Source organism: Streptomyces inusitatus, from assembly GCF_014651115.1.
Classification (GTDB): Bacteria; Actinomycetota; Actinomycetes; order Streptomycetales; family Streptomycetaceae; genus Streptomyces; species Streptomyces amakusaensis.
In genome coordinates, this window is sequence record NZ_BMWG01000005.1 from 70,024 (window position 1) to 94,269 (window position 24,246).

The window sequence follows — 24,246 nt, forward strand, 5'->3', positions numbered from 1 at the left end:
AAGCCGCGCGGGGTGCCGCCCGGGGGCCGCGGCGAGTCCTCACCCCGAGACCGGTCTGGGCCCCCCACACCGTCCGGTGTGCGGGCCCCAGACCGTTCCAGGCCATGATCAACCCAGTCGGGCCACGCCGCCCCACTCGATCCACTCGTCGGTCTGCTGGACCGGCGCGAGATCGTTGTCGGGCCGCCAGGTGGACACCTCGACCAGCCCGGGCTCCAGGATCGTCAGACCGGTGAAGTACTCGGTGACCTCGCGCTCCTCGCGCACCCTGCCCCAGTGGCCGCCGGTGGCCTCGGCCATGAAGTCGGTGACGAACTTGCGGATCTCCGGCCGCTCGCTGACCAGCTGGCACACCACGAGGAAGCTGCCCGGGGCCAGCCGCCGCGCGACCCGCCTGATCAGTCCGGCGGGGTCGCTCTCGTCCGGGATGCAGTGCAGTACGGAGACGAAGAGGGCGGCGACGGGCTTGTCGAAGTCGATGAGCCGGACGGTCTCCTCATGGTCGAAGATCCCGTCGGTGTCGCGCATGTCGGCCTGGATGACGGCGGTGCGGTCGTTCTCGTCCAGCAGCGCGCGGCCGTACGCCAGCACGATGGGGTCGTTGTCGACGTAGACCACCCTGGAGGCGGGGTCGACGGCCTGGGCGACCTGGTGGACATTGTCCTGGGTGGGCAGGCCGGATCCGTGGTCGATGAACTGCCGTATGCCGTACTCGCTGGCCAGCAGCCGCACCACGCGCTGGAGGAAGCGGCGGTTGTTGACCGCCAGGACCTTGGTGCTGGGCACCTGTGTCAGCAGTTCCTCACAGGCCACACGGTCGGACTCGTAGTTGTCGCTGCCCCCCAGGTAGTAGTCGTACATCCGCGCCACGCTGGGCACCGTCGTGTCGATGGCGTCCGGGCGCCACGACTCGTTCTGCATCCCGCACTCACCCGTTGTCTGTCGAGTAGATCGATAAGAGGAGCTGTAAGACGCCCATGCTAGGGAGAGGGCGGGTCCCGGCATAGGCCGGGAAAGAGAGAACAACCCCAACCGGCCTTCTTTTGAGCCATGTTCGAATGATCGCCGGGACATACGGGATCCCGTCGGGCCGGGCGGATCCGGTCCGTGCCGCGCCCCTCCCCCGGGGGCGGTTGAACACAGGGACAGGAATAGCTTAGGCTTACCTAAGTCGATCAGTGCCGTAGCTATCTGCGTTCACACGGCCGATTTTGGGGATGATGCCCCTTTTGTCGGACTCGGGGTCGGCGACCTTGCACACCAATCTTGAGGAACGTCCATGCTCGGGTTCACTCGCGTGCGTCGCCGCGCGCTCGCCGTCGCGGCCACCGCCACCGCCGCCGTACTCACCGTCGGCGGCTGCTCGTCGTCCGACGAGGGCGACAAGAAGACGGACGGCGCGGCCGAGAAGAACGGCACCGCGGAGAAGAGCGGCGGAGCGTTCCCGGTCTCGATCAAGAGCGCGCTCGGCACCGCGAAGATCCCCGCGCAGCCCAAGCGGGTCGTCACCCTCGGCCAGGGCTCGGCCGAGACCGCGATCGCGCTCGGCCACACCCCGGTGGGCATCGAGAGCTACGCGTGGGGCGCCGACAAGACGGGCTACCTCCCGTGGATCCACGAGGCCGTGACCAAGAAGGGCGAGAAGCTCCCCAAGCAGTTCACCGGCGGGGAGGAGCTCGACGCCGAGGCCATCATGGAGCTGGACCCCGATCTGATCCTGGCCCCCTGGTCCGGCATCACGCAGAAGCAGTACGACCTGCTGGAGGACATCGCCCCGACGGTGGCGTACCCGGATCTGCCGTGGAGCACCAACTGGGACCAGCAGATCGAGATCGTCTCCAAGGCGCTCGGCAAGGCGGACCAGGCCCCGAAGCTGATCGCCGACATCGAGAAGCAGCTCAGCGAGGCCGGCGAGACCCGCCCCAAGTACAAGGACCTGAAGTTCTCGTACATCTACAACACCGGCCCCGGCACCCTCGGCGTGTTCAAGCCCGAGGAGCAGCGGGTCAAGATGGTCTCCTCCTTCGGTCTGACCGTCGACCCGGTGGTGAACGGCTTCAAGGAGACCGAGGGCACCGACTCGGCGCTCATCGGTCTGGAGAACGCCGGGAAGCTCAAGGACAGCGACCTGATCTTCACGTTCTACAGTGACGAGAAGAACCGCGAGGAGATCGAGAAGCAGCCGCTGTACGCGAGCATCCCCGCGGTCAAGAAGGGCGCCGTCGTCGTCGGCGACAGCCAGTCCTTCGTGACGGCCTCCTCGATCATCAACCCGCTCACCGTGCCGTGGACGATCGACCGGTACCTGCCGCTGATCGACAAGGCCGTCGCCGCCGCCGGCAAGTAACCGGGGAACGGGGCGCGACAGCCAGATGGCAACCGTCACACACGTACCGCCGGGCAGTGCCTCCCACCGGGGCACTGCCCGGCGGGTGTTCGCCATGATCGCCGGTCTCGCCGTGCTGGTGCTCGCGGTCGCCGCGAGCGTGGTGTTCGGCAGTTCGACCACCTCGGTCGGCGATGTGGCCGATGTGCTCTCCGGCACCGCCGACGCGGAGATCACCACCATTGTGGAGAGCCGGTACCCCCGGACCGCGCTCGGCGTGCTGGCCGGGCTCTGTCTCGCGGTCGCGGGCACGCTGATGCAGGGCGTGACCCGCAACCATCTGGCGGAACCCGGACTGCTGGGCATCAACGCGGGAGCCTCCGCGAGCATCGTCACCGCGACGGCCTTCTGGGGCGCGACCGGCAGTACGGCCGCCATGTGGTGGGCGCTGCCGGGGGCGCTGGTCGCCGGGGTCGCCGTCCAGATCATCGGGTCCTCGGGGTCGGGCAGGAGCCAGGTCAGACTGGTCCTCGCGGGCGCGGTGTTGTCCGCCGTGCTCATGGCGTACATCCAGGCGGTGACCCTCACCAAGCCGCAGGTCTTCGACAGCTACCGCTACTGGGTGGTCGGCGCGCTCGGCGGCCGGGACTTCGACGTCCTGCTGTCGATGCTGCCCTTCGCGGGCGCGGGGCTCCTTCTCGCGCTGCTGCTGGGGCACAGTCTCAACGCGCTCGCCCTCGGCGACGCGACGGCGGCCTCGCTCGGGGCGAACCCCTGGGCGGTGCGGACGGGCGGGCTCTTCGCCGCCACGCTGCTCAGCGCCGCCGCGACGGCGGCCGTCGGCCCGATCGCCTTCGTCGGTCTGGCCGTGCCGCACATCGTGCGGGCGGTCGTCGGAGCCGACTTCCGCTGGCAGATCGTGTTCTCGGCGGTGGCGGGGCCCTCGCTGATGCTCGCGGCGGATGTCGTGGGCCGGGTGGTGATGCGCCCGCAGGAGCTGATGGTCGGGATCGTGACCGCGTTCGTCGGGGCCCCCGCGCTGCTGATCGCCGTACGCAGGATGAGGGGAAACGCATGACCTCGACCCAGGCGGGCGGGCGGACCGGGCAGAGCGGGCCGAAGGGCTTCCTCGTCGTCAGGCGTGCCGTCGCCGTCCCGGTCCGGCGGGTCTCCGTGTTCACCGCGCTGGCGCTGCTGGCTCTGATCGTCGCCGGCTCCGTCGCCACGCTGTCGCTGGGGCGCCTGGGCATCCCCCTCGCCGAGCTGGGCGAGGCGCTGACCGGCGGGGCGGAGGGCAAGAACGCGTTCGTGCTGGAGCGGCTGCGCGGCCCCCGGCTGGTGGTGGCCATGGGCACCGGATGCGCGCTCGGGCTCTCGGGGGCGCTGTTCCAGTCCGCCACCCGCAATCCGCTGGGCAGCCCGGATGTGATCGGCCTCGGCGCGGGGGCGGGCGCGGGAGCCGCGTTCGCCGCGCTGATGCTCCCGGGCACGGTGAGCGTGCCACTCGGCGCGCTGATCGGCGGGGTGCTCGCGATGGCGCTCGTCTATGTCTCCACCGGCACCGGGTTTCGCAACCCGGCCCGGCTGGTGGTCGCCGGAATCGGTGTGGCGGCGATCTGCGCCGCGGTGACGCAGTACGTGGTGTACGCGATGAAGCGGGACAGCGCCGCCGAGCTGACCGCCTATGTCAACGGCAGTCTGGACTCGCGGTCCTGGGAGGACGCGACCACCATCGGGCTGGTGCTGCTGGCCGTCGTGCCGTTCACCGCGCTGGTCGCCCGGCGGCTGAGCGTCGGCGAGATGGGGGACGACATCTCCCAGGGGCTCGGCGCGGACCCGAGGAGCACCAAGACGTACGCCGTCGTCCTCGCCATCGTGCTGTCGGCGGGGGCCGTGAGCGTGGCGGGGCCGATCGCGTTCATCGCGCTCACCGCGCCGCAGATCGCCAAGCGGATCACCCGGGCGTCCGGGCCGCATCTGCTGCTGGCCTCGCTGACCGGCGCGCTGCTCATGGTGGCGGCCGATCTCTGTGCGCAGCAGCTGCCGCTCTTCGAGGATCTGCCCGTCGGCATCTACACGATGGCGATCGGCGGCGCCTATCTCGGCTATCTGCTGACCCGGGAGCGGCGCAAGGGAGCGCTCTGAGCCGTGGGGCCGTTCAGCGGAGGATGTCATGTCCTTCGTTGAACGGCCCCTCGGTGCTTCCCGGCGCGTCCGGCGAGAAAATCGTGTGGACAGCGTCGAACGGGCCCGGTTAGCCTGCGCCCATGTCCAGCCCCGAAGCCTCCAGACTGGGGCCACCGGCCGTCCGGTGGCTTCCCGCGCTGTCGCGCTGACCTCCCACGCCCGCTGATGTCTCCGGGCGTGCTGACGAGTGCCGCCGACTCCACGACGGGTGCCGCCCCACGGCTCACCGCTGCCCCGTCCTTCTTCGTAGTGGCTGTGGAGTCTCGCTGTGCCTTTTGTTCTGTATCTCCTCGGACTGGCGGTATTCGCCCAGGGGATGTCCGAGTTCATGCTGTCCGGTCTGGTCCCGGACATCGCCCGTGATCTGGGGGTGTCCATCCCCGCCGCGGCCTCGCTGACCTCGGCGTTCGCCGTGGGGATGATCGTCGGCGCGCCTTTGATGGCGGTGGCCGGCCTGCGTTGGCCCCGGCGGCGCTCGCTGCTCGTCTTCCTCGTCACCTTTCTGCTCGCCCATGTGGCCGGGGCGCTGACCTCTCATTACGGGGTGCTGCTGGCCACCCGGGTGGTGGCCGCGCTCGCCAACGCCGGGTTCCTGGCGGTGGCGCTGACCACCGCGACGGCGCTGGTCCCCGCGAACGCGAAGGGCCGGGCCACCTCGATCCTGCTCGGCGGCATCACCGTGGCGTGTGTCGCGGGAGTGCCCGCAGGGGCGCTGCTCGGGCAGTTGTGGGGGTGGCGTTCGGCGTTCTGGGCGGTGGCGCTGCTCTCCGCGCCCGCCGTCCTCGCGATCCTGAAGTGGGTTCCGGAGGGTACGGACCCGAGCACAGCCCCCGGGGTACGCGGGCAGGCGCGGGCGCTGCTCGCCCCGCGCCCGGCGGTGTTCCTGCTGCTGTGCGCGCTGGTGAACGGGGCGACCTTCTGTGCCTTCACCTATCTCGCTCCGCTGCTCACCGAGGTCACCGGGGCCGGCCGGGCGCTGGTCCCGGCCGTGCTGGCGCTCTTCGGTCTGGGCTCGTTCATCGGGGTGACGGTGAGCGGCAGGTTCGCCGACACCCGGCCGGTGCCGCTGCTGGTGACCGGCGGGGCGGCGCTGCTCGTCGGCTGGTCGGTGTTCGCCCTGTCGGCGGGGAGCCCGGTGGCGACGGCCGTGCTGGTGCTGATGCTGGGCGCGCTGTCGTTCGCGGTCGGCTCCACGCTGGTGTCGCAGGTTTTCTACTCGGCGGCCGGGGCTCCGACGCTGGCCGGGGCGGCCGCCACCGCCGCGTTCAACGTCGGTGCGGCGCTGGGGCCGTGGCTCGGCGGGGTGGCGGCCGGGGCGGGGCCGGGGTATCGGGGGCCGCTGTGGGTGAGCGCGCTGCTGATCGCCCTCGCGGTGGCGGTGGCTTCGGTCGCGGCCCTGGGGCGTGTCTTCGGCGCGCCGCCGCCGGTGCGCCGGGTTCGAGGGTGATGGCTCATCTCCCTTTGTCCGCAGGCGAGTTCGGTTCGGGCGCCGGATCGCGGGACGGGTGCGGAGGGTGCGCGCTAGCCTGGCTGGTATGTCCGAATCCGAGGTGTACGAGCTTCTCGACCACAGCCGGAGAGGCTGGGAATCGGACGGTCCTCGTCCGGTTCGTACCTATGTATGGGAGCCGGCCGGGCGGCCCCCGAAACCTCCGGTGGCGCTGCTGTCGCACGGCACCGGGGGCAGCGCGCTCGATCTCGGCTGGCTCGCCGAGGCGCTGGCCGGGGCGGGCTTCCTGGTGGCGGCCGTGGATCACCACGGCAATACGTCCATGGGCCGTTCGCTGCCCGAGGGGTTCGCCTTCGTCTGGGAGCGCCCGCGCGATCTCTCCTTCGTACTGGGGTGGCTGGAGCGGGAGCGCCCGGTCGGCGCGGCGGGGGTGGCGGGCTTCTCCCTCGGCGGGTACAGCGCCGCCGCCCTGGTGGGCGCGCGGCTGTCGCCGGAGAAGGTACGCGCCGTGCTCGACGGGGTGGTACCGGCTCCGCCGCTGCCGGAGTTCCCCGGGCTCATCGACGCCCTGCACTCCCGGGTGCCGGGTGACGAGCTCCGGCGGCGGATCGAGGAGGCCGGTGCCACGGTCGCCGACCCCCGGATCCTCGCGGCGTTCCTCATCTCCCCCGCGATCGGGCTGCTGGTGGACGAGAGCAGTCTCACGGCGGTCGACCGTCCGGTCGCCATCCGCTGGGGCGGCGCCGACGACAACTCCCCGGGCTCGGAGAACGCCCTGCGGTACGGGAGGGGGATACCGGGGGCCGAGGTCAGCTGCCTCGGCGAGACCGTCGGACACTACGAGTTCGCCGACGACATCGCCGGGGCCGGGCCCGTGCGGGCCCAGGTGGCCGCCGACGCGGTCGCCTTCCTCAACCGCAATCTGAAGCTCTGAACACGGAGGGCTCCCGGGCCGGTTCAGCCCGGGAGCCCGGGCGCGAGGAGTGCGCCCAGCGCCGCCCGCGGGTCCGCCGCCTCGCGGAACAGCGCCCCGGTCATGCCGAGGCGTACGGCCGCCTTGATGTTCTCCGGCAGATCGTCCACGACCGGACAGCGTTCCGCGCGGGCACCGGCCCGGTCCGCCGCGATCTCGTAGAGCCTGTCGATGTCGCAGAGCACGGCGCCGAAGGGACGGTCCTGGCCGCCGGCGCGGTTCGTGGTCACCCCTCATGAGTACCATCGCGCCTTCGGCGCTGTGCGGCGGCCTTCTCAAGCGCGGGTCCGGGACGGGCGGCGGCCCGGTGTCAGCGGTCGAGCATCGGGATCAAGTGCTCCTCCTCGTGGGAGAGATGGCGTTCCAGCTCGTCGCAGAGGCGTTCCACCTCGGCGAGCACGGTCGGCGCGTCGCTCTCCGGACCGGCGGAGAGGGTCTGCCGCAACTCCTCGACCAGGGCGGCGATGGCCAGGTGTTCTTCCGTCAGCCGGTCGATGACCGGGGTGAGTTCGGGGTGGCGCTCGGCCACCGCCGGGAAGAGCATCCGGTCCTCGCCGGTGTGGTGGTTGTGCAGTCCCTGGCAGACGGTGAGGCAGTTGACGCGCAACTGGGCGCCCAGGGCGCCTGGGCCGGAGGCGGCGATCTCCGTGCGGATCAGGGCGAGTTCGCGGCGGAATCCGTCGTGGATCAGTTTGATCGCCTCGCCGACCGAGGGTGTGCCTGCCACCTGGGGCGGTCCGGGGATCTCCCGGAGGGCGACCACGGGGATGACGCGTGAGGTCTTCTCCTGGTACTCGGCCCAGCCGGGCTCGGCCTCGGCCGCGCGGGCGAAGGCGCGGTCGCGTTCCTCGCCGCGCAGGACGAGGGCCTCAGCCTGGTAGGTGAAGACGCCGCTCTCGACGGTGACCCGGGGGTTGGCCACCAGATTGTGGTACCAGGCGGGGTTTCGCGGTGAGCCCCCGGCGGAGGCGATGACGAGGACGCGTTCGCCGCCGTCGGGGAGATAGCCGACGGGGGTGGTGTGCGGGGCGCCCGTCCGCGCCCCGGTGGTGGTCAGCAGCAGCAGGCGGGCTCCTTCGAAGGGGCCGCCGACCTGTCCTGCGTTGGCGCGGAATTCTTCGATGACCGACTGGTTGAAATCGTTGGGCATTCTCTTCTTTCGGTTACGGTCGGCGGGCATGCCGAGGAGCCGCGTGTCGGGGGCGTGGCACGGCCCGGCGGGGGCGCGCACCGGCCTCGATGCGGTACGGGTGGTACGGAAGGGGGTTACGGGAAAGCGCCTGGGGTCGACGGAGCGACACCCCGGCCCGATGGGGCCGTGGCGGGGCGCGACGGGAGCGAAGCACGTCGCGAAAGGTGAGGAGATACAGAGGGGGCGGGGCTCTCACCCGCCTCGGATTCACTCCGAGGCCGGGAACCCAACTCGATTCTGGCCCAAGGCCGACCCGGCAGTCACAGTGCGGAATCCTATCCACGCGAACAGCCGTACGGCAATCCCCATTTTCGGGCGGTGCGCTCGGGTCAGGGGGCTTCGAGGACGAGGGCGAGCCCCTGGCCGACGCCGATGCACAGGGCCGCGACTCCCGTGCCGGAGCCCGCGGCGGCGAGCTGGTGGGCGACGGCTCCGGTGATCCGGGCCCCGGACGCGCCGAGGGGGTGGCCGAGGGCGATCGCGCCGCCCCGGGGGTTGACGAGGGCGGGATCGAGGTCCGGCCACTCGCCCAGGCAGGCGAGCGCCTGGGCCGCGAACGCCTCGTTCAGTTCGAGGGTGCGCACCTCACGGAAGCCGCGCCCGGCCTTCTTCAGGGCCCGCCGGACCGCTTCCACCGGGCCCGCGCCGAAGAGCTGGGGCTCGATGCCGGTGACGGCGGTCGCCCTGACGCGGGCGAGCGGCGGGCGGCCGGTGGCGCGGAGTCCGTCCTCGTCGGTGAGGAGGAGTGCGGCCGCGCCGTCGCTGAGCGGTGAGGAGTTGCCCGCGGTGACGGTGCCGTCGGTGCGGAAGGCGGGCTTGAGGGCGGCGAGCGCCTCGGCGGAGGTGGTGTCGCGGATGGATTCGTCGCGGTCGAGCGCGATGCCGTCGAGGGGGGCCACCTCGGGGTCGTACTGTCCGTCCGCCCAGGCGCGGGCGGCCTTGCGGTGGCTGTCGAGGGCGAAGGCGTCCTGGGCCTCGCGGCCGATGCCGTACCGGTCGGCGACCAGTTCCGCCCCTTCGCCGAGCGCGACCGTCCACTCCTTCGGCATCCGGGGGTTGGTCATCCGCCAGCCGAGGGTGGTGGAGTACATCTGCTGGTGGCCCGCGGGGAGGGCGCGTTCGGGCTTGGGCACCACCCAGGGCGCGCGGCTCATGGACTCGACGCCGCCCGCGACGGCGACGGAGGCGTCGCCGACGGCGATGGCCCGGGCGGCCTGGACGACCGCCTCCATCCCGGAGCCGCAGAGGCGGTTGACGGTCGCGCCGGGGACGCTCACCGGGATCCCGGCGAGCAGCAGGGCCATGCGGGCCACATTGCGGTTCTCCTCCCCCGCGCCGTTGGCGTTGCCGAGCAGGACGTCGTCGATACGGGCCGGATCGAGTTCCGGCGTACGGCGGAGGAGGGCGGTGAGGACATGGGCCGCGAGGTCGTCGGGGCGTACGCCGGAGAGCGCACCGCCGTATCTGCCGACCGGGGTGCGCACGGCGTCCACGACATAGACGTCTCGGAGGCGGTCGGGCATGTCTCTCAGCTCCTCGCTGGGGCGGCGGCGCGGACTGCCGTCCGGTCGCGGGTCCGTGCCGTCGGGTCCAGGTCCCCGCCCGTGGGGACAGTCGTTCACACGGGGGGGTCGAGGGGGCGGTTTGGGGGGCCGGCGGGGCGACCGGGGAGCCCCGTCGGGGGGGGGGGCGCCCGGGGCTGCGGGAGCTTCGGAGATGTGCAGAGGCGACACAATCACGCAACATTTAATCTAACCAGAGATGATTGACCGACAGACATCTTTTCCGTACCGTCGTGCCCCATGTTGCACTTCGATTCACCGCCACGGGGGCGGAGTGCGATCCGTGTACTGGCCCCCGGCCGCCCTTCGTTGCTCATCGCCGGCCTGACGGCGCTACTTCAGGAGGACCCGGAGTTCACCATCGTCAACGGCCTTCCGACCAGCGGCGCCCCGGACGGCCCCGGCCCTCCTGATGTGGTCCTGATCGAGGATCTGCCCGGCGTCACCGTCGCCGAGGCGGTCGCCCCCGCCCTGCGGTTCCCCGGGGAGACCCGTGCCGCCCGGGCCGTCGTCGTCCTGAAGGCCAGCGGCACCGACCGGGTCTTCGGCTATCTCCGCTCCGGCGTCCGCTCCTTCGTCCGCGTCGACGCGGCGCCCGAGGTCCTGCCGGCCGCGGTCCGGGCCACCGCGCGGGGCGAGGCGTTCCTGAGCGACGACACGGCCCGCCGGATCATCGATGTCGCGCTGCCCCACGGACCCGAGGACGTGTCCCCGCGCACAGCCGCCGCAGTCACCGCCACCACCACAGCCCTGGCGATCGCGCTCACCGCTGCGGCGGAGCCGAGGACCGGGGCGGCACTCCGGCGACCCCGGTGCGCGGGGGGACCTTCACCTACGCCGCCGCCGTCGGCACCTCCTGCCTGGATCCGCACACCAGCCCGGGGGACATCACCGCCGTCGTCCAGCGCAATGTGTTCGACTCACTGGTCCACCTCGACGACCGGGGCCGCTTCCACCCCTGGCTCGCCACCTCCTGGAAGATCTCCGACGACGCCCGCAGCTACACCTTCGAACTCCGCGACGACGTCACCTTCCACGACGGCACCCCGTTCGACGCCGCGGCCGTCAAAGCCAATCTGGAGCACATCAGGGCCCCGGCCACCAAGTCGCTGTACGCCGCCGCCCTGCTCGGCCCGTACCGGGACAGCGAGATCCTCGGCGAGCACCGCATCCGGATCGACTTCGCCGAGCCCAGCGTCCCCTTCCTCCAGGCGGCGAGCACCCCGTATCTGGGCATCGCCTCGCCCGTCTCCCTCAGCCGCGACAAGGACCGGCTCTGCGCCGGGGGGAAGTACTCCGTGGGCAGCGGCCCGTTCCGCTCGGAGCGGTACGTCAAGAACGACCGGGCGGAGTTCGTCCGCAACGCCGACTACCGGTGGTCCCCCAAGGGCGCGGCCCACCAGGGGCCGCCGCTGGTGGACCGGCTCGTCGTCCGCTTCCTGCCCGAGGACTCCGTCCGCGCGGGCGCGCTGACCAGCGGTCAGGTGGACGCGGCGGCCGTGCCGATCACCTCCGCTCGGGCGGTGCGGCGCGACTCCTCGCTGAAGCTGACCAAGCGGCAGGCCCCGGGGGCCGCGTACGCCCTGTATCTCAACACCGGCCGGGGTCCGCTGCGCGACGAGCGGGTACGCCGGGCGCTCCAGCGGTCCGTCGACGTCGACGCCCTGATCCGCGGCGTCTACCGGGGTGAGTACGAGCGTGCCTGGAGCCCGCTCAGCCCGGCCACCCCCGGCGGGTACGACGACTCCATCGAGGGCGCGATACGCCACGACCCGCAGGGGGCGGCCGCCCTTCTGGACCGGGCCGGCTGGACCGGGCGGGACGGCGAGGGCTACCGCACCAAGGACGGGCGGCGGCTCAGCCTGCGCTGGCCCTACATCGGGGCCCTGATCCGCGACCAGCGCGACGTCCTCGCCGAGGCCGTCCAGGCCGAACTGAGGAAGAACGGCATCGATCTGGTGCGTGAGGCGGTCGAGACCGGCGCGTACTTCGAGCGGTACGGCAAGGGCGACTACGACGTGTGGGACAACGCCTGGGTCCGCGCCGACCCGGCGATCCTCGCCGGCTTCTACCTCTCCGCCCAGCGGCCCGCCGAGGGCGGCCAGAACGTCTCCGGCGCGAACGACCCCCAGGTCGACGCCTGGCTGCGGGCGGGCGCGGCCGAGAAGCGCCCGCAGGCCCGGGAGACCTCGTACGCCAAGGTGGAGCGCTGGGCCGTCGACCACGGCACCGTGCTGCCGCTGTACGTTCCCGTCACCGCGATCGGCACCGGCGAGAAGGCCCGCGGACTGACCTTCGACGCCAACGCCTGGCCGCAGTTCGCGGGCGTGTGGAAGACCGAGCGGTGAGCCGCCCGCTGCCGCCCGCGGCCCGCTGGCTGCTGCACCGCGCCGCCGGGGCCGTACTGGTCCTGTGGGGCGCGGCGAGCCTCGCCTTCCTGGTGCTCCATCTCGTCCCCGGCGACCCGGTGACCACCCTGCTCGGCGCGTCGGCGACGGACTCCACCGCGCTGCGCGCGGAGATCCGGCGGGAGTACCGTCTCGACGACCCGGCGGCCGCCCAGTACGCCGCCTTCCTGGCCCGGCTCGCCACCGGCGAGCTGGGCGACTCCTACCAGCAGCGGCAGCCCGTCTCGGTGATCATCGGCGAACAGCTCGGCCACACCGCCGAACTGGCGCTCGGCGCGCTGGTGCTGCTGGTGGCCGGGGCGCTGCTGACCGCCACCCTCACCGCCGGGCGGGGCCGCCGGGTACGCGGCCTCGCCTCGGGGGCCGAGCTGATCGCCGTCTCCACGCCCGCCTTCTGGCTCGGCATCGTGCTGCTGACCGTCTTCTCCTTCCGGCTGAATGTGTTCCCGGTGGCCGGAGCGGGCGACTGGCGGTCGCTGGCGCTGCCCGTCGTGACCCTCGCGGTGCCGTTCGGCTCACTGCTCGCGCAGGTGCTCCGGGAAGGGATGGAGAGCGCGCTGCACCAGCCGTTCGCACTGACCGCCCGCTCCCGGGGACTGCGCCCGGCCGCCCTGCGGCTGCGCCACGCGCTGCGGCACGCCGCCGTGCCCGCCGTCACCCTCAGCGGCTGGCTGGCCGGCGGACTGCTGAGCGGGACAGTGCTGGTGGAGACCGTCTTCGCCAGGCCGGGCCTCGGCCGGGTGGCGCTGGACGCCGTGTCCGGCCGGGACATCCCGGTGGTCGTCGGCCTGGTGCTGCTCTCCGCCGCCGTCTATCTCGTCGTCAACGCGCTGGCCGATCTGATCTGCCTGTGGGCCGATCCCCGGCTGAGGAGCCCCGTATGAGCGCCCTTCCGGCCGGCGGGACCCGTACGGTACGCGGACGGACGGCGGACGGACCGGGGACCGGACTGCCGCTGGCGGTGGCCGTCCTGCTCGCCTGCGCCGCCCCCGGGCTGCTGGCGCACGCCTCCCCCACGGCGGCCGATCCGCTCGCCGCGCTGCTGCCGCCGGGCCCCGACCACTGGTTCGGCACCGACCAGCTGGGCCGCGACGTCTACGCGCGGGTGGTGCACGGCGCGCGCCACTCGCTGCTGCTGGGGCTCGTCGCGACCGCGCTCGGCGTCCTCGCGGGGCTGTTGGTCGGGCTCCCGTCGGCGCTGCTGGGACGGGTCGCCGACCAGGTGGCCATGCGCGGCACGGACATCGCGCTGGCCCTGCCCGAGCTGCTGCTCGCGCTGCTGGTGATGCACGAGGGCCGGGCCGTCGAATCGGGCCCGGTCGCCGAGGTGCTGGGCGCGCCCCGGCACCCGTACACCCGCCGGCTGCTGGCCTCGGTGCCGCGGCTGCCGGTACCACCACCGTCGACGGCGGCGGGGAGAGGCCCCGCCGCCCCGGGAAGAGGAGATCCATGCCCCCGCTCGACCTGAGCGCCGACGAGGTGCTCACCACCACCGTGCCGTGCGCAAACGACTCGATCTGACCCGCCCGGTGGAGCGCGGGCTGCTGGAGGAGTGTCTGGAGCTGGCCACCCAGGCTCCCACCGGGCGCAACCGGCAGCGCTGGGACTTCGTGCTGGTGACCGATCCGGGCAAGCGCGCCGCGCTCGCCGAGCTGTACCGGCTCGGGCTGGCGCGGCCCCGCCAGCGCGTGGTGCGCGACGGGATCGACCAGGGTGATCCGGTGGGCGGGGCGCGGATCGCGGACAGCGCGCGGTATCTCTTCGACCATCTGCACGAGGTGCCGGTGCTGCTGATCCCCTGCATCGGGGTCCAGGGCCGGCACGAGAACGACTCGCACGTCGGACAGGCCAACACCTGGGGCTCGGTGCTGCCCGCCGTGTGGCAGTTCATGCTCGCCGCCCGGTCCCGGGGGCTCGGCACCGCGTGGACCACTCCCCATCTGCACTATGAGCGCGAGGCGGCGGAGCTGCTGGGGATCCCCTACGAGACGGTCCTCCAGACGGCGCTGATCCCGGTGGCCCACACGATCGGCACGGACTTCCGGCCCGGTCCCCGGGTGGCGGCGGAGCGGATCGCCCACTGGGACTCCTGGTAGCGGCGTCCGCCCGGGGTGGGGAGGGGCGGGGAGCTTGCCCGTACTTCGATGATGTGCAAATCTACGAACCAGCTGAGAGGAGAGCCGGTCGTATGCGCACGCTCACCCACCCCGGACGGTCCGACATCGAACTCACCGCCGTCTTCCACGCGCTGAGCGATCCGACCCGGCTCGCGATCGTCCGCGGACTGGTGGGGATCGAGGAGCGGTCCTGCGGAGCCCTCGGCATCCCCCTCTCCAAGTCGACGCTCTCCCACCATCTGAAGGTGCTCCGGGACGCGGGCGTCACCCACACCCGGATCGAGGGGACCCACCGCTACATGTCGCTGCGCCGCGAGGATCTCGACGCCCGTTTCCCCGGGCTGCTCGATGTGGCGCTGGCCGACGATCCCGCCCGTACCGGCGGCTGAACAGCGGCGGGCCGGCGGCGGTTCACAGCACCACCCGGACTCCGTACTCGGTCAGCCAGTCGTTGAGCTGGAGGGCGCGCGGCAGGATCGGCGGCGGGGTGAAGTCGCCGTTGACCCACTGCCCGCCCCGCACCATGGCGCGCAGGGCGTCCGCGTCGAGGAGTTCCATCGCGGGCGCGCCGGGGTCGCTGATCATGTCGGAGACCGCGTCGCGCACGGACCGCAGATACTCGGGGCTCTGGCCGACGGGGAAGCCGCTCTTCGGGCGGTGGACGACCGCCGCGGGCAGTACATCCTCGACCGCGGCGCGGAGCAGCCCCTTCTCCCGGCCGCCGAGGCTCTTGAGCCGCCAGGGGACGTTCCACACATACTCGATCAGCCGGTGGTCGCAGCAGGGGACGCGGACCTCCAGCCCGTGGACCATGCTCATCCGGTCCTTGCGGTCGAGGAGGAAGGGGAGGAAGCGGGTGTGCTGGAGGTAGTAGACCTCGCGCATCCTGCGGTCGGTCCCGCTCTCGCCGTCGAGGCGGGGCACCTCGCGGAGTGCCTCCCGGTAGCGCCGTTCGAGCCGCTCATGGAGGTCGAGACGGCCGCGCAGCCCGGGCGAGAGCACGGCATTGCGGTCGCGTACCCCCGCCGACCAGGGGAATCCCCCGGAGGGCCGGTCCGCCTCCCGGGCGAACCACGGATAGCCGCCGAAGGCGTCGTCGGCGCCCTCCCCGGAGAGCGCCACGGTCAGATGCCTGCGTACCTCCCGGAAGAGCAGCTGGAGCGATACGTCCAGGTCGCCCACGCCCGGATAGTCCCTGGCCCGCAGGGCGACGCCGGACTCGGCGAGCAGGGCGGCGGGCTCGACCAGCACCTCCTGGTGCTTGGTGCCGACGTGGTCGACGACGGCGCGTACATAGGGAGCGTCGCGGGAGACGTGCAGGGCGTCGGCGGCGAAGTCGTCCTCGCCGCCCGCGAAGTCGACGGAGTAGGTGGCGAGCGGGCCGCGTCCCCCGGCGGTCAGGACGGCCGCCCCGAGCGCGGTGATGACGCTGGAGTCGATGCCCCCGGAGAGCAGGGCACCCAGCGGCACATCGGCGAGGGTCTGTTCGGCGACGATCCGCTCCAGCAGGGAGCGGACGGTGGCGACGGTGGTGTCGGGATCGTCCTGATGGGGTGCGCTGACCAGCCGCCAGTAGCGGTACGAGGTGCTCTTGCCGCGGCCGAAGCTGAGCAGATGGCCCGGGCGGACCTCGCGGAGGGTGCGGTAGACGGCGTCGCCGGGGCGTTTGGCGGCGACGGTGAAGACGTCGGTGAGTCCCTCGGCGTCGACCTCGGGCTCGACCAGGCCGCTGGCGAAGAGCGCCTTGGGTTCGGAGCCGAAGACGACTCCGCTGTCGTGTTCGGCGTAGTAGAGGGGTTTGACGCCGAGCGGGTCGCGGCCGAGGTGGAGGGTCTGCCGCTCGATGTCCCACAGGGCGTACGCGAACATCCCGGCGAAGCGCGTGACGGCCTCGGGGCCCCACTGGCGGTGGGCGGCGAGGAGGACCTCGGTGTCGGACGCGGTACGGAAGCGGTGCCCTCTGGAACGGAGTTCGGCGCGCAGCTCCCGGTGGTTGTGGATCTCCCCGCTGAAGGAGACGACCAGGAGCGGGCGTCCGTCGTCCTCGCCGAGCGCGGTCATCGGCTGGGCTCCGCCCCCGGGGTCGGTGACGGCGAGCCTGCGGTGTCCGAGGCCGATACGGGGCGCGGTCCACACACCCTCGTCGTCCGGGCCCCGGCGGGCGAGGGTCCGGGCCATCGCGGTGACGGTGGCGGTGGCGGTCTCGTGGGTCAGATCGCGTTCCCAGTCGAGCCACCCTGCTATGCCGCACATTCGGGCGTTCTCCTCAGCTGTCGGTGGTGGAGGGGGCGTAGGCGGCGAGGGTCTCCTCGACGACGCCCCGGATGGGGGCGGGCAGCCGGTCCCAGTTGCGTTCGTCGCCGAGGTCGAGCACCCGGGAGAGTTTCCAGCCGAGGTACTGGCCGAGCGAGGCGAGCGGCGGGAGCTTCTCCACCGGGCGCAGCGCCAGTTCACGGCCGGGGAAGAGGGCGGCGAGGCGGGCGGTGGTCGTCTCGGTCCAGTGCCGGTCGGCCGGGCCCGTGGTGGTGACCAGGCAGAGGATCGTACGGTCGCGGATGACGAGCATGTAGTTGAGGACTAGAGGGGCGTTGAGGACTGGAGGGGCGTCGGGTGCCCGGGGAGCGTCGGGTGTCCGAGGAGCGTCGAGGTCCCCAGCGTCGGCCGGGCCGTCGGCCCAGAGCGCGGACTCCACGTCGTTCTGCCGGATGCCGCTGCCTTCCAGGGTGATGAGGTCCTGGGAGCGGCCGAGGGTCCGCAGCAGAGGGGTGGCGACTCCGCAGGGGCAGTCGACTCCGGCGATCTCGACGAGGTCGCCGGTGCGGTAGCGGAGGAGGGGACGGGCGAGGATGTCGAGGGTGGTGACGATGAGTTCGCCCCGGTCGGGGCGGCCGTCGACGGGGCGTGCTCCGGTGTCGTCGGCGATCTCCAGGGCGTAGCTCTGGGTCTGGAGGTGGAGGCCCCGGTGTTCGCAGGTGACGGCGGTGGTGCCGGTCTCGGAGGAGCCGTAGGCGGCGACATAGGCCCTGGCCCCGGTGAGGCGTTCGAGGTGGCGGACGAAGGCGGGGCCGGTCTGTTCGGCCATCAGAAGGAGGGTGTCGAAGGCGGGGGCCGGTTCGTCGTCGCGATGGGCGAACTGGATCATTTCCAGCAGCCGGGAGGGCGGGCCGACGAAGACGTTGACCTTCAGTTCGCGGATGAGTCTGAGTACACGGGTGTAGTCGCCGGTGATGTTGTCGACCCAGGGCCGGAGCGACATGACCTGAAGGTATTCGAGGACTTTCTCGAATTGGTAGGCGGCGGGGGCGAAGGGCGCGTTGATGAGGATGAGGGCGCGGTCGGCCGGGGAGAGGATACGGGCCCACAGTTCGCCTATGTTGATGGTGTTGGCGACGAGATCGTCCAGGGCCTTGGGGGCGGCGAGGACGCGTTTGCCGACTTCGGCCTCGCCCTCGCCGATGAGGGCGGCGGCGATGTAGCACAGCGGTACGAGGTCTCCGCTCGCGCCGAGGGATCCGCGTTCGGGGACGAGGGGGAGGATGTCGGCGTCCAGATGGTCCAGCAGTCGTTCGACGACCTGGGGGCGGATGCCGGAGTTGCCCCGGGCGAGGCAGTTGGCGCGGATGAGCAGGGTGGCGCGGACCACGTCGGCGGGGGCGTTGGGGCCGACGCCGTTGAGGTGGTAGCGGATCAGATGGTGCTGGAGCCGCGCGGCGCGTTCGGGGCTGATCTGCTGGGTGACGCTGTCGCCGAAGCCGGTGGTGACTCCGTAGATCGGCTTCCGTTCGGCGGTGAGGCGCTCACGCAGTCGCGCGCTGTTCCGGGCGGCGGTGGCCGCGGCGGGGTGGAGTACGGCCCGGGCCGTGGGCTCGTGCGGGGTGGGACGGGCCAGGCGCACCACGTCGCGCAGGGTCAGCGATTCCCCGTCGATTTCGACGCGGGCAGGAGCGGTCCATGTGTTCACCTTCGGGACTCCAAAGGAATGAGGACATTGCCTGTGCGCCTCAATCCTTTTCCATCGGAAGCCGATTTTCTTCTGCCGGTGGACCTGGTTGTTCCAGGTCTTGGGGCCTGGGGCGACCAGGTCCACCGGAGTGGCGGCATCCTGTCCATATTCCCGTGACGATCCCGAAACACGATATTCTCGAACGGGAGTGTTGATGGCGGGAGTTGTTCGGACGTACGCTCGCCCCGACCGGAATTGACCCGGGAAGGAAAAGCAGGTCGCTCGCGTCCGAATCCGATGAGATCCGTGATGTCCACAAGGCCCTCGACGCTTTTCTCGACGCCCTCAACAGCCGGTCCGTGACCGGCTGGGCGCGGCCGCTGCACTATCCGCATCTGCGGGTCAGTGACGGCGAGGTCACCGTCTGGGAGACCGAGGAGGAGTACGCCGAGCGCTCGGAGCCCGAGGTGGCGCGGCTGCTCGCGAGCGGCTGGGACCGCAGCGGCTGGGAGAGTGTGGAGCTGATCCAGCGTTCCGCCGATCAGGTCCACGCACAAGTGCGGTTCGCCCGTTACGACCGGGAGGGGGTGTCGCTGGGGTCGTTCGAGTCGCTGTATGTGCTGACCCGGCGGGAGGGGCGCTGGGGGGGTGCTGGCCAGGATCGCCTTCGCGGTCTGAACGCCCCCGTTTCGGCGGCCCCGGCGGTGAGGCTCACCGGCGGGGCCGCCGGCCGGTCAGCCCCCGCGGGGCGGCGGGGATGGGTCCGGCGGCCCGCCCGTGTGGTTCGCGGGGACGTACTCCCCGGGCGGCCAGGGGGGGGGGGCCGCGGCGGAGGGCGCGGGGGCCTCGGCGACCGGGGCGAGTTGGAGCCCGTCCACCAGGTGCAGATCGCGGTCGCCCAGCCGCTGGAGCACGCGCACCGCCTCCGCCGTGATGTCGCGGGTGTCCCGCAGGGTCAGCCCGGCGCTGTTGACGCTCCGCTCGCGGTCGGGCGAGGAGAGCGGGGTGATGACGGCGACGGGAGTGCCCGGGTGGCCCTCGCGGACGGTGTCGAGGAAGCCGCAGACCGCCGGGCCCCAGCTCCGGGCGGTGAACGCGCCCCGGATGTAGACGTTGATGCCCAGTTCGAGGCTGATCAGCTCCGCCGGGGCGTCCCTGATCGCCCGGGCGAGGGCCGGATCGAGATACGCCTCCCCCGCGAGGCCCAGGTTCCGCAGCCGCCAGCCCCGCTCCGCCGCGACCAGCGCGGGCCAGGTCTCGGAGGGGCCGGAGGCGAATATGCAGTGGGTGAGGGAGCTGCCGTACGCCACCCAGCGGGGGCCGGTGCGGTCCGCCGCCGTCAGCGAGCGGTGGCCGCCGAAGGAGACCGCGCCCAGCCGGGTGACGCCCAGGTGCGGAAGCCACACCTCGACCTCGGCGGGCCGGCCGGCCGCCGCCGGGGGCAGCGGGAAGGAGACCCGGTGTCCGCCGGGGCCGCCGGCCCAGCGGTGGACGAGGGCGCCGTCGGCCCTGATGTCCAGCGGCGCGCCACCGGGGTCGGTCTCCACCTCCAGGGTGATCTCGGTGGCGTCGGTGCGGACGGCGAACCGGATCCCGGCGGTGGTCCGGGCGACCCGGGTCAGGGCCGGTGACATCGCGGTGGCCAGGCGCTCCGGGGGGACGCGCAGCGGCAGCGGGCCGCCGGGGCCAGCGCTCCAGCCGCTGACGCCGTCCCAGGAGAGCCGCGGATCGTCGGGGGCGAGGCGCTCCGGAGCCGGTCCGGTCCGGGCGCCGGTGGCAGTGCCGGTGCCGGTGGCCGTGCCCGCCCTCTCGTGCGGCGGCCGGGCGCGGGTGGGACCGGTCATGCGCGCCCGCTCTCCAGCGGTGTGTCACGGTCCACCGTGCCCGGCTCGCCGTCGGCGTCCCGGGCCGGGGACTCGGCGTCCTGGTCCCGGGATTTCGCCGGACCGAGGCCCAGCGCGGCGGCCAGCGCTCCGACGAGGGAGAAGAGGCCGACGGCGAGGAAGGCGTAGTGGTACGAGTCGAGTTCACCGGCGGTGCCCGCGGAGGCCAGCACCGCGGCGGCGACCGCGACACCGAGGCCGCCGCCGAGCTGGAGCGCCGACTGGATCAGGGAGGTCGCCAGGCCCTGCTGGGCGTCGGCGACCCCGCCGACCCCCGCGATGTTGAAGCTGGGGAAGCTCAGACCGTTGCCGACGCCGTGGATGACGAGCGCGGGCAGCAGCACCGCCGCGTAGCCGCTGTTCTCCCCGGCGCGCAGGAAGAGCAGGATGCCGAGCCCCTGGAGCAGCAGCCCGAGGACGGCGGGCAGGCGCAGCCCCCAGCGGTTGATGACGCGCGGGGTGATGTTCACGGTGAGGAGGATCGCGGCGGCCATCGGCACGATCGCGAGCCCGGCCCCGAGCGCGTTGTAGCCCAGTACCTGCTGGAGGTAGAGCAGGGCGACGAACTGCCAGCCGATGGTGGCGCAGGCCCAGGTCAGCCCGACGACATTGGCCGTGGACAGGGTCCGGGAGCGGAAGATGGAGAGCTGGACCAGCGGTTCGCGGCGACGGCTCTCGATGACGACGAAGCCGATGAGCAGCAGCACGGCGGCGACCAGGGAGAGCACGGTCGCGGGCGAGCCCCAGCCCACCTCGGGGGCCCGGGTGAGCGCGAAGACCAGCAGCAGCGCGCCGCCGGTCGCGGTGAGCGCCCCGAAGGCGTCGAAGCCGGGGCGCTCACCGGTGCGGGGCCGGTCGGGGGCGACCGCGTACCGGACGGTGGCGAAGACCAGGGCGGCGATGACGAACGGGACGAGGAAGGTGAGCCGCCAGCTCAGCTCGGTGAGCACACCGGAGAGGACGAGGCCCGCCGCGTAACCGCTCGCGCCGGTCAGCGAGAAGATGCCGACCGCGCGGTTGCGCTCGGGGCCCTCCTTGAAGGTGGTGGTGATGATCGACAGGGCGGCGGGGGCGATGAACGCCGCCGCGATGCCCTTGACGACCCGGCTGACGATCAGCAGGGTCCCGTCCGAGACGAATCCGCCGGCCAGGCTGGCCGCAGCGAAGACCGCGGTGGCCCAGAAGAACATCCGGCGTCTGCCGAAGAGGTCGGCGGCCCGGCCGCCGAGGAGCAGAAAGCCTCCGTACGCCACCGCGTAGCCGGATATGAGCCACTGGAGCTCCTCGCCGCTCAGCCCCAGATCGTCCTTCAGCTCGGGCAGGGCCACGCCCATCAGCGAGACGTCCATGGAGTCCAGGAACAGCTGCGCGCAGAGCACCAGAAGGGCGAGTCCCTTACGGACGCCCGGAGTCCGCCCCGAGCGCGGGGCCGATTGTGGATCTGACATCGTTCGCCGCCATTCGATCCGTCAGACATCCGTCTGCTCACCAGTGATGTGCCCTGAAAGTAGCAGCGAAATCATCTTGCAGCAAACAATCTTGCCGTAAACATAAGACCCTCGGCCTTGCGGAGCGATCGCCCCCGACCTACGCTTCGATTGTTTTCGAACAATGAAAGTTGACCGGTTCCCACGCCCGGAGCACACCCATGCCTCTGTCCGAGAACCGGCCGCGCCTGCCCTCCCTCACCGGGCTGCGCTTCGTCGCCGTCCTCTGCGTCTTCGCCTTCCATGCCTCCCTCGAATCGCCGTTCGCCGATCGCGGCCTCGACGCGGCGTACACGGGACTGGTGGCGAACGCGGGGTGGCTGGGCGTCAGCTTCTTCTTCGTCCTGAGCGGATTCGTCCTCACCTGGTCCGCCCGCCCCGGGGACACGGCGGTCCGCTTCTGGCATCGCCGGGCGGCGAAGGTCTACCCCCTGCACCTGCTCACCTGGGCCGCCGCACTGGCCCTCCTCGCCCGGGCGGGCACTCCGGCGACCGCCCGCCAGGCCGTCCCCAATCTGCTGCTCGTCCACACCTGGGCGCCCGACCGGGCCGTCTTCTCCAGCCTCAACGACGTCAGCTGGTCGCTCTCCTGCGAGGTGTTCTTCTATCTCTCCTTCCCCCTCCTCATCGGCGCGGTGCGACGGATCCGGCCGGAGCGGCTCCGGCTCTGGACGGCCGGCACGGCCCTCGCCGTACCCGCACTGCCCCTCCTCTCCGAGCTGCTGCCGGCCGGCGAGGCGCTGCCCTTCGGCTCCGGATCCGTCGCACAGTTCTGGCTGGTCTACGTCCTCCCGGTGGGCCGGGCCCTGGAGTTCGGCCTCGGCATCCTGCTGGCCCGGACGGTCCTCACCGGCCGCGCCGCCCTCCCCGGCGGCGTCCCCGCGGCGCTCGTCCTGCTCTCCGCCGGGTACGCGCTCTCGCTGCGGCTGCCCTTCCTGTACGGGCTGACCAGCGCCACCGTCGTACCGATCGGACTGCTCGTGGCGGCGGTCGCCCGCCGGGACTCCGAGGGCCGGGGCTCCTTCCTCGCCCGCCCGGCCCTGGTCCGCCTGGGCGAGTGGTCATTCGCCTTCTATCTCGTCCACCGGCTGCTGCTCCAGCACGGCCACCGGCTGCTCGGCGAGGGCCGGACCTGGTCCGCCCCCGCCGCCGCCGGGCTGCTGGCGGCGGCCCTCGCCCTGGCCCTGCTCATCTCCTGGGCGCTGCACACCCTCGTCGAGCGGCCCGCGATGCGGCTGCTGGCGGGGTCCCGCGCCGCCGGAGCGGCCGACCGGCACCACCCCCGCCCGAGACCCCGCGGCCGGCCAGGCCGCCCCCGACACCGGAGAGGCAGCCACCCGATGACAGACCCGACCAAGACCCCACCCCCTGCCCCGGCCGAGCCCCCGGCCCAGACCCCGGCCCCGGCCCAGACCCCGGTCCTGCCCCAGTACCCCTTCCCCGTGGGCCCGTTCGCCGAGCCCCCCGAGGAGTACGCCGCGCTGCGCGCCCAGTGCCCCATAAGCCGTGTCCAGCTGCCCAGCGGGGACAGCGCGCTGATGGTCACCGGGTACGACGAGGTGGTGGCCGCGATGGCGGACCGCAGACTCTCCCGGGCCGCGCTGCGCGAGCCGGGCGCGGTGCGCACCGTGAAGGGCGAGGACTTCTCCGACAACCCGTACAACCTCCTCAACCAGGAGGGCGCGCAGCACGCCCGGCTGCGCCGGCTGATCGCCCCCGCCTTCACCCCGCGCAAGGCGGAGAAGTGGCGGGCCAGGGTGGAGGAGATCGCCCATGAGCTGATCGACCGGCTGGAGGCCGGACCGCGCCCCGCCGACCTCCACCACGACTTCGCCGCCGTACTGCCCGTCTGGGTGATCTGCGAGATGGTCGGGGCCCCCGTCGGGGACCGGGAGCGGCTGCACCGCTGGACCGAGGCCCTGGTCAGCATCACCGCCCACTCCCCCGGGGAACGGCTGACCGCCCGCGAGGAGTCGGCCGCCTATGTCGCCGGGCTCATCGCCGAGCGGCGGAAGAACCCCGGCGACGATCTGCTCAGCACCCTGATCGCCGCCCGCGACGAGGACAACGACCGGCTCGGCGAGCGCGAGCTGGTCTGGCTCGGCATCAATCTGCTGGTGGCCGGGCACGACACCACCGTCGGAGCCGTGGTGCGCTCGCTCTACCAGCTGCTGCGCCACCCCGGGCAGTGGCGGCTGCTGACCGAGGACCCGGGGCTGGTGACCGCCGCCACCGAGGAACTGCTGCGCTACGCGCCGCCGTCGGAGATCGGCTTCCTGCGGATCGCGACCGAGGAGCTGGAGATCGCAGGCACCCGGATCGCCCCCGGCGAGGGCGTGATCCCGGTGATGCACGCCGCCGGCCGTGACACCCGCCATGTCGCCCGGCCCGAGGAGCTGGACATCACCCGCTCCGACGCGGTGCATGTGGCGTTCGGCCACGGCACCCACTACTGCCCCGGCGCGGGGGTGGCCCGGATGGAGCTCCAGGTGGCGTTCGGCGTACTGGCGCGGCGGCTGCCCACGCTGCGGCTCGCCGTGCCGCCCGAGGAGGTGCGCTGGCTCGGCGGACTGCTCACCCTGCGGCCCGAGAGGCTGCCCGTCACCTGGTGACCCGGCCCTCCTCCCCCGTACCGCCCGTACCCCCCGCACCGCCCGTGCGCCGCCGCTGAGCGCGCGAAGGAGCGCCGTACCGGCCCCGACCGGGCGGTACGGCGCT

The 24,246-nt window shown here is 72.5% G+C and carries 20 protein-coding genes and 1 pseudogene; 12 read left to right on the forward strand and 9 right to left on the reverse strand.

The annotated features are described in order from the left end of the window. Positions 1-108: 108 nt before the first annotated feature. Positions 109-921: an SAM-dependent methyltransferase gene (locus tag IE247_RS11545; RefSeq protein WP_190122927.1), complete on the reverse strand. Its 813-nt coding sequence runs from the start codon at positions 919-921 to the stop codon at positions 109-111. Positions 922-1,279: 358 nt separating this feature from the next. Between IE247_RS11545 and IE247_RS11550 the strand changes: the two genes are divergently transcribed. From IE247_RS11550 to IE247_RS11570, 5 genes are all read left to right on the forward strand, one after another. Continuing rightward, complete coding sequence (locus IE247_RS11550; RefSeq protein WP_190122928.1) at positions 1,280-2,347, forward strand: iron-siderophore ABC transporter substrate-binding protein; 1,068 nt, start codon at positions 1,280-1,282, stop codon at positions 2,345-2,347. A 25-nt stretch (positions 2,348-2,372) separates the two neighbouring features. Further along, the gene (locus IE247_RS11555) at positions 2,373-3,404 is read left to right on the forward strand and encodes a FecCD family ABC transporter permease (protein WP_190122929.1); all 1,032 of its coding nucleotides are present in this window, start codon (positions 2,373-2,375) and stop codon (positions 3,402-3,404) included. Continuing rightward, positions 3,401-4,471: a FecCD family ABC transporter permease gene (locus IE247_RS11560; protein WP_190122930.1), complete on the forward strand. Its 1,071-nt coding sequence runs from the start codon at positions 3,401-3,403 to the stop codon at positions 4,469-4,471. Before IE247_RS11555 ends, IE247_RS11560 begins: the two co-directional genes overlap by 4 nt. Before the next feature lie 310 nt (positions 4,472-4,781). Continuing rightward, positions 4,782-5,960, forward strand: coding sequence for a Cmx/CmrA family chloramphenicol efflux MFS transporter (locus IE247_RS11565; RefSeq protein WP_190122931.1), 1,179 nt, complete (start codon positions 4,782-4,784; stop codon positions 5,958-5,960). 88 nt (positions 5,961-6,048) lie between these two features. Beyond that, positions 6,049-6,897 (forward strand): alpha/beta hydrolase family protein, encoded by an 849-nt coding sequence (locus IE247_RS11570; RefSeq protein WP_229869059.1) that lies wholly within the window; start codon positions 6,049-6,051, stop codon positions 6,895-6,897. 23 nt (positions 6,898-6,920) lie between these two features. Here IE247_RS11570 and IE247_RS11575 read toward each other — a convergent pair whose 3' ends face one another. From IE247_RS11575 to IE247_RS11590, 4 genes are all read right to left on the reverse strand, one after another. Then, the gene (locus tag IE247_RS11575; RefSeq protein WP_190122932.1) at positions 6,921-7,166 is read right to left on the reverse strand and encodes an HAD family hydrolase; all 246 of its coding nucleotides are present in this window, start codon (positions 7,164-7,166) and stop codon (positions 6,921-6,923) included. An 80-nt stretch (positions 7,167-7,246) separates the two neighbouring features. Continuing rightward, on the reverse strand, positions 7,247-8,086 hold the full coding sequence (locus IE247_RS11580; protein WP_190122933.1) for a nitroreductase/quinone reductase family protein: 840 nt from the start codon (positions 8,084-8,086) through the stop codon (positions 7,247-7,249). A 371-nt stretch (positions 8,087-8,457) separates the two neighbouring features. Beyond that, the gene (locus IE247_RS11585) at positions 8,458-9,651 is read right to left on the reverse strand and encodes a thiolase family protein (protein WP_190122934.1); all 1,194 of its coding nucleotides are present in this window, start codon (positions 9,649-9,651) and stop codon (positions 8,458-8,460) included. A 372-nt stretch (positions 9,652-10,023) separates the two neighbouring features. Continuing rightward, complete coding sequence (locus IE247_RS11590) at positions 10,024-10,383, reverse strand: hypothetical protein (protein WP_190122935.1); 360 nt, start codon at positions 10,381-10,383, stop codon at positions 10,024-10,026. A gap of 119 nt (positions 10,384-10,502) precedes the next feature. Here IE247_RS11590 and IE247_RS11595 point away from each other — a divergent pair, with 119 nt between their 5' ends. The 5 genes from IE247_RS11595 to IE247_RS11615 all read left to right on the forward strand — a co-directional run bounded on the left by IE247_RS11595 (position 10,503) and on the right by IE247_RS11615 (position 14,604). Continuing rightward, complete coding sequence (locus IE247_RS11595) at positions 10,503-12,038, forward strand: ABC transporter substrate-binding protein (RefSeq protein WP_190122936.1); 1,536 nt, start codon at positions 10,503-10,505, stop codon at positions 12,036-12,038. Then, on the forward strand, positions 12,035-12,982 hold the full coding sequence (locus IE247_RS11600) for an ABC transporter permease (protein ID WP_229869060.1): 948 nt from the start codon (positions 12,035-12,037) through the stop codon (positions 12,980-12,982). Before IE247_RS11595 ends, IE247_RS11600 begins: the two co-directional genes overlap by 4 nt. Further along, positions 12,979-13,566 (forward strand): ABC transporter ATP-binding protein, encoded by a 588-nt coding sequence (locus IE247_RS11605; RefSeq protein ID WP_190122937.1) that lies wholly within the window; start codon positions 12,979-12,981, stop codon positions 13,564-13,566. The genes IE247_RS11600 and IE247_RS11605 overlap by 4 nt, the downstream gene beginning before the upstream one ends. A gap of 31 nt (positions 13,567-13,597) precedes the next feature. Continuing rightward, entirely contained in the window at positions 13,598-14,194 is a 597-nt protein-coding gene (locus IE247_RS11610) for a nitroreductase family protein (protein WP_373305541.1), read from the forward strand. A gap of 92 nt (positions 14,195-14,286) precedes the next feature. Then, positions 14,287-14,604 (forward strand): ArsR/SmtB family transcription factor, encoded by a 318-nt coding sequence (locus IE247_RS11615; protein WP_190122938.1) that lies wholly within the window; start codon positions 14,287-14,289, stop codon positions 14,602-14,604. Positions 14,605-14,626: 22 nt separating this feature from the next. Here IE247_RS11615 and asnB read toward each other — a convergent pair whose 3' ends face one another. Both asnB and IE247_RS11625 read right to left on the reverse strand, forming a co-directional pair. Beyond that, positions 14,627-16,468, reverse strand: a complete 1,842-nt coding sequence (asnB, locus tag IE247_RS11620) for an asparagine synthase (glutamine-hydrolyzing) (protein ID WP_190122939.1) — start codon at positions 16,466-16,468, stop codon at positions 14,627-14,629. 13 nt (positions 16,469-16,481) lie between these two features. Further along, positions 16,482-18,176 (reverse strand): aromatic amino acid lyase, encoded by a 1,695-nt coding sequence (locus tag IE247_RS11625; protein ID WP_229869061.1) that lies wholly within the window; start codon positions 18,174-18,176, stop codon positions 16,482-16,484. A gap of 206 nt (positions 18,177-18,382) precedes the next feature. Here IE247_RS11625 and IE247_RS35145 point away from each other — a divergent pair. Then, positions 18,383-18,790: pseudogene (locus IE247_RS35145) on the forward strand (DUF6841 family protein); the annotation flags it as partial. A gap of 102 nt (positions 18,791-18,892) precedes the next feature. On the opposite strand, the gene IE247_RS11630 reads toward IE247_RS35145, so the two are convergent. Then, a complete protein-coding gene (locus tag IE247_RS11630) occupies positions 18,893-20,002 on the reverse strand; it encodes an SGNH/GDSL hydrolase family protein (protein ID WP_190122940.1) in 1,110 nt (369 codons plus the stop codon). Next, positions 19,999-21,489, reverse strand: coding sequence for an MFS transporter (locus tag IE247_RS11635; protein WP_190122941.1), 1,491 nt, complete (start codon positions 21,487-21,489; stop codon positions 19,999-20,001). The genes IE247_RS11630 and IE247_RS11635 overlap by 4 nt, the downstream gene beginning before the upstream one ends. 200 nt (positions 21,490-21,689) lie before the next feature. On the opposite strand from IE247_RS11635, the gene IE247_RS34225 reads away from it, so the two are divergent. Then, positions 21,690-24,140 carry a cytochrome P450 gene (locus IE247_RS34225; RefSeq protein WP_229869062.1) on the forward strand — a complete coding sequence of 817 codons (2,451 nt, stop codon included), beginning with the start codon at positions 21,690-21,692 and terminating at the stop codon, positions 24,138-24,140. Positions 24,141-24,246 lie beyond the last annotated feature (106 nt).

Bases quoted from the DNA above. Each gene is read 5' to 3' on its own strand.
- IE247_RS34225 (WP_229869062.1), top strand. From the start codon at position 21,690: ATGCCTCTGTCCGAGAACCGGCCGCGCCTGCCCTCCCTCACCGGGCTG.
- IE247_RS11630 (WP_190122940.1), bottom strand. From the start codon at position 20,002: ATGACCGGTCCCACCCGCGCCCGGCCGCCGCACGAGAGGGCGGGCACG.
- IE247_RS11555 (WP_190122929.1), top strand. From the start codon at position 2,373: ATGGCAACCGTCACACACGTACCGCCGGGCAGTGCCTCCCACCGGGGC.
- IE247_RS11580 (WP_190122933.1), bottom strand. From the start codon at position 8,086: ATGCCCAACGATTTCAACCAGTCGGTCATCGAAGAATTCCGCGCCAAC.
- IE247_RS11635 (WP_190122941.1), bottom strand. From the start codon at position 21,489: ATGTCAGATCCACAATCGGCCCCGCGCTCGGGGCGGACTCCGGGCGTC.
- IE247_RS11550 (WP_190122928.1), top strand. From the start codon at position 1,280: ATGCTCGGGTTCACTCGCGTGCGTCGCCGCGCGCTCGCCGTCGCGGCC.
- IE247_RS11560 (WP_190122930.1), top strand. From the start codon at position 3,401: ATGACCTCGACCCAGGCGGGCGGGCGGACCGGGCAGAGCGGGCCGAAG.
- IE247_RS11615 (WP_190122938.1), top strand. From the start codon at position 14,287: ATGCGCACGCTCACCCACCCCGGACGGTCCGACATCGAACTCACCGCC.
- IE247_RS11570 (WP_229869059.1), top strand. From the start codon at position 6,049: ATGTCCGAATCCGAGGTGTACGAGCTTCTCGACCACAGCCGGAGAGGC.
- IE247_RS11605 (WP_190122937.1), top strand. From the start codon at position 12,979: ATGAGCGCCCTTCCGGCCGGCGGGACCCGTACGGTACGCGGACGGACG.
- IE247_RS11545 (WP_190122927.1), bottom strand. From the start codon at position 921: ATGCAGAACGAGTCGTGGCGCCCGGACGCCATCGACACGACGGTGCCC.
- IE247_RS11585 (WP_190122934.1), bottom strand. From the start codon at position 9,651: ATGCCCGACCGCCTCCGAGACGTCTATGTCGTGGACGCCGTGCGCACC.
- asnB (WP_190122939.1), bottom strand. From the start codon at position 16,468: ATGTGCGGCATAGCAGGGTGGCTCGACTGGGAACGCGATCTGACCCAC.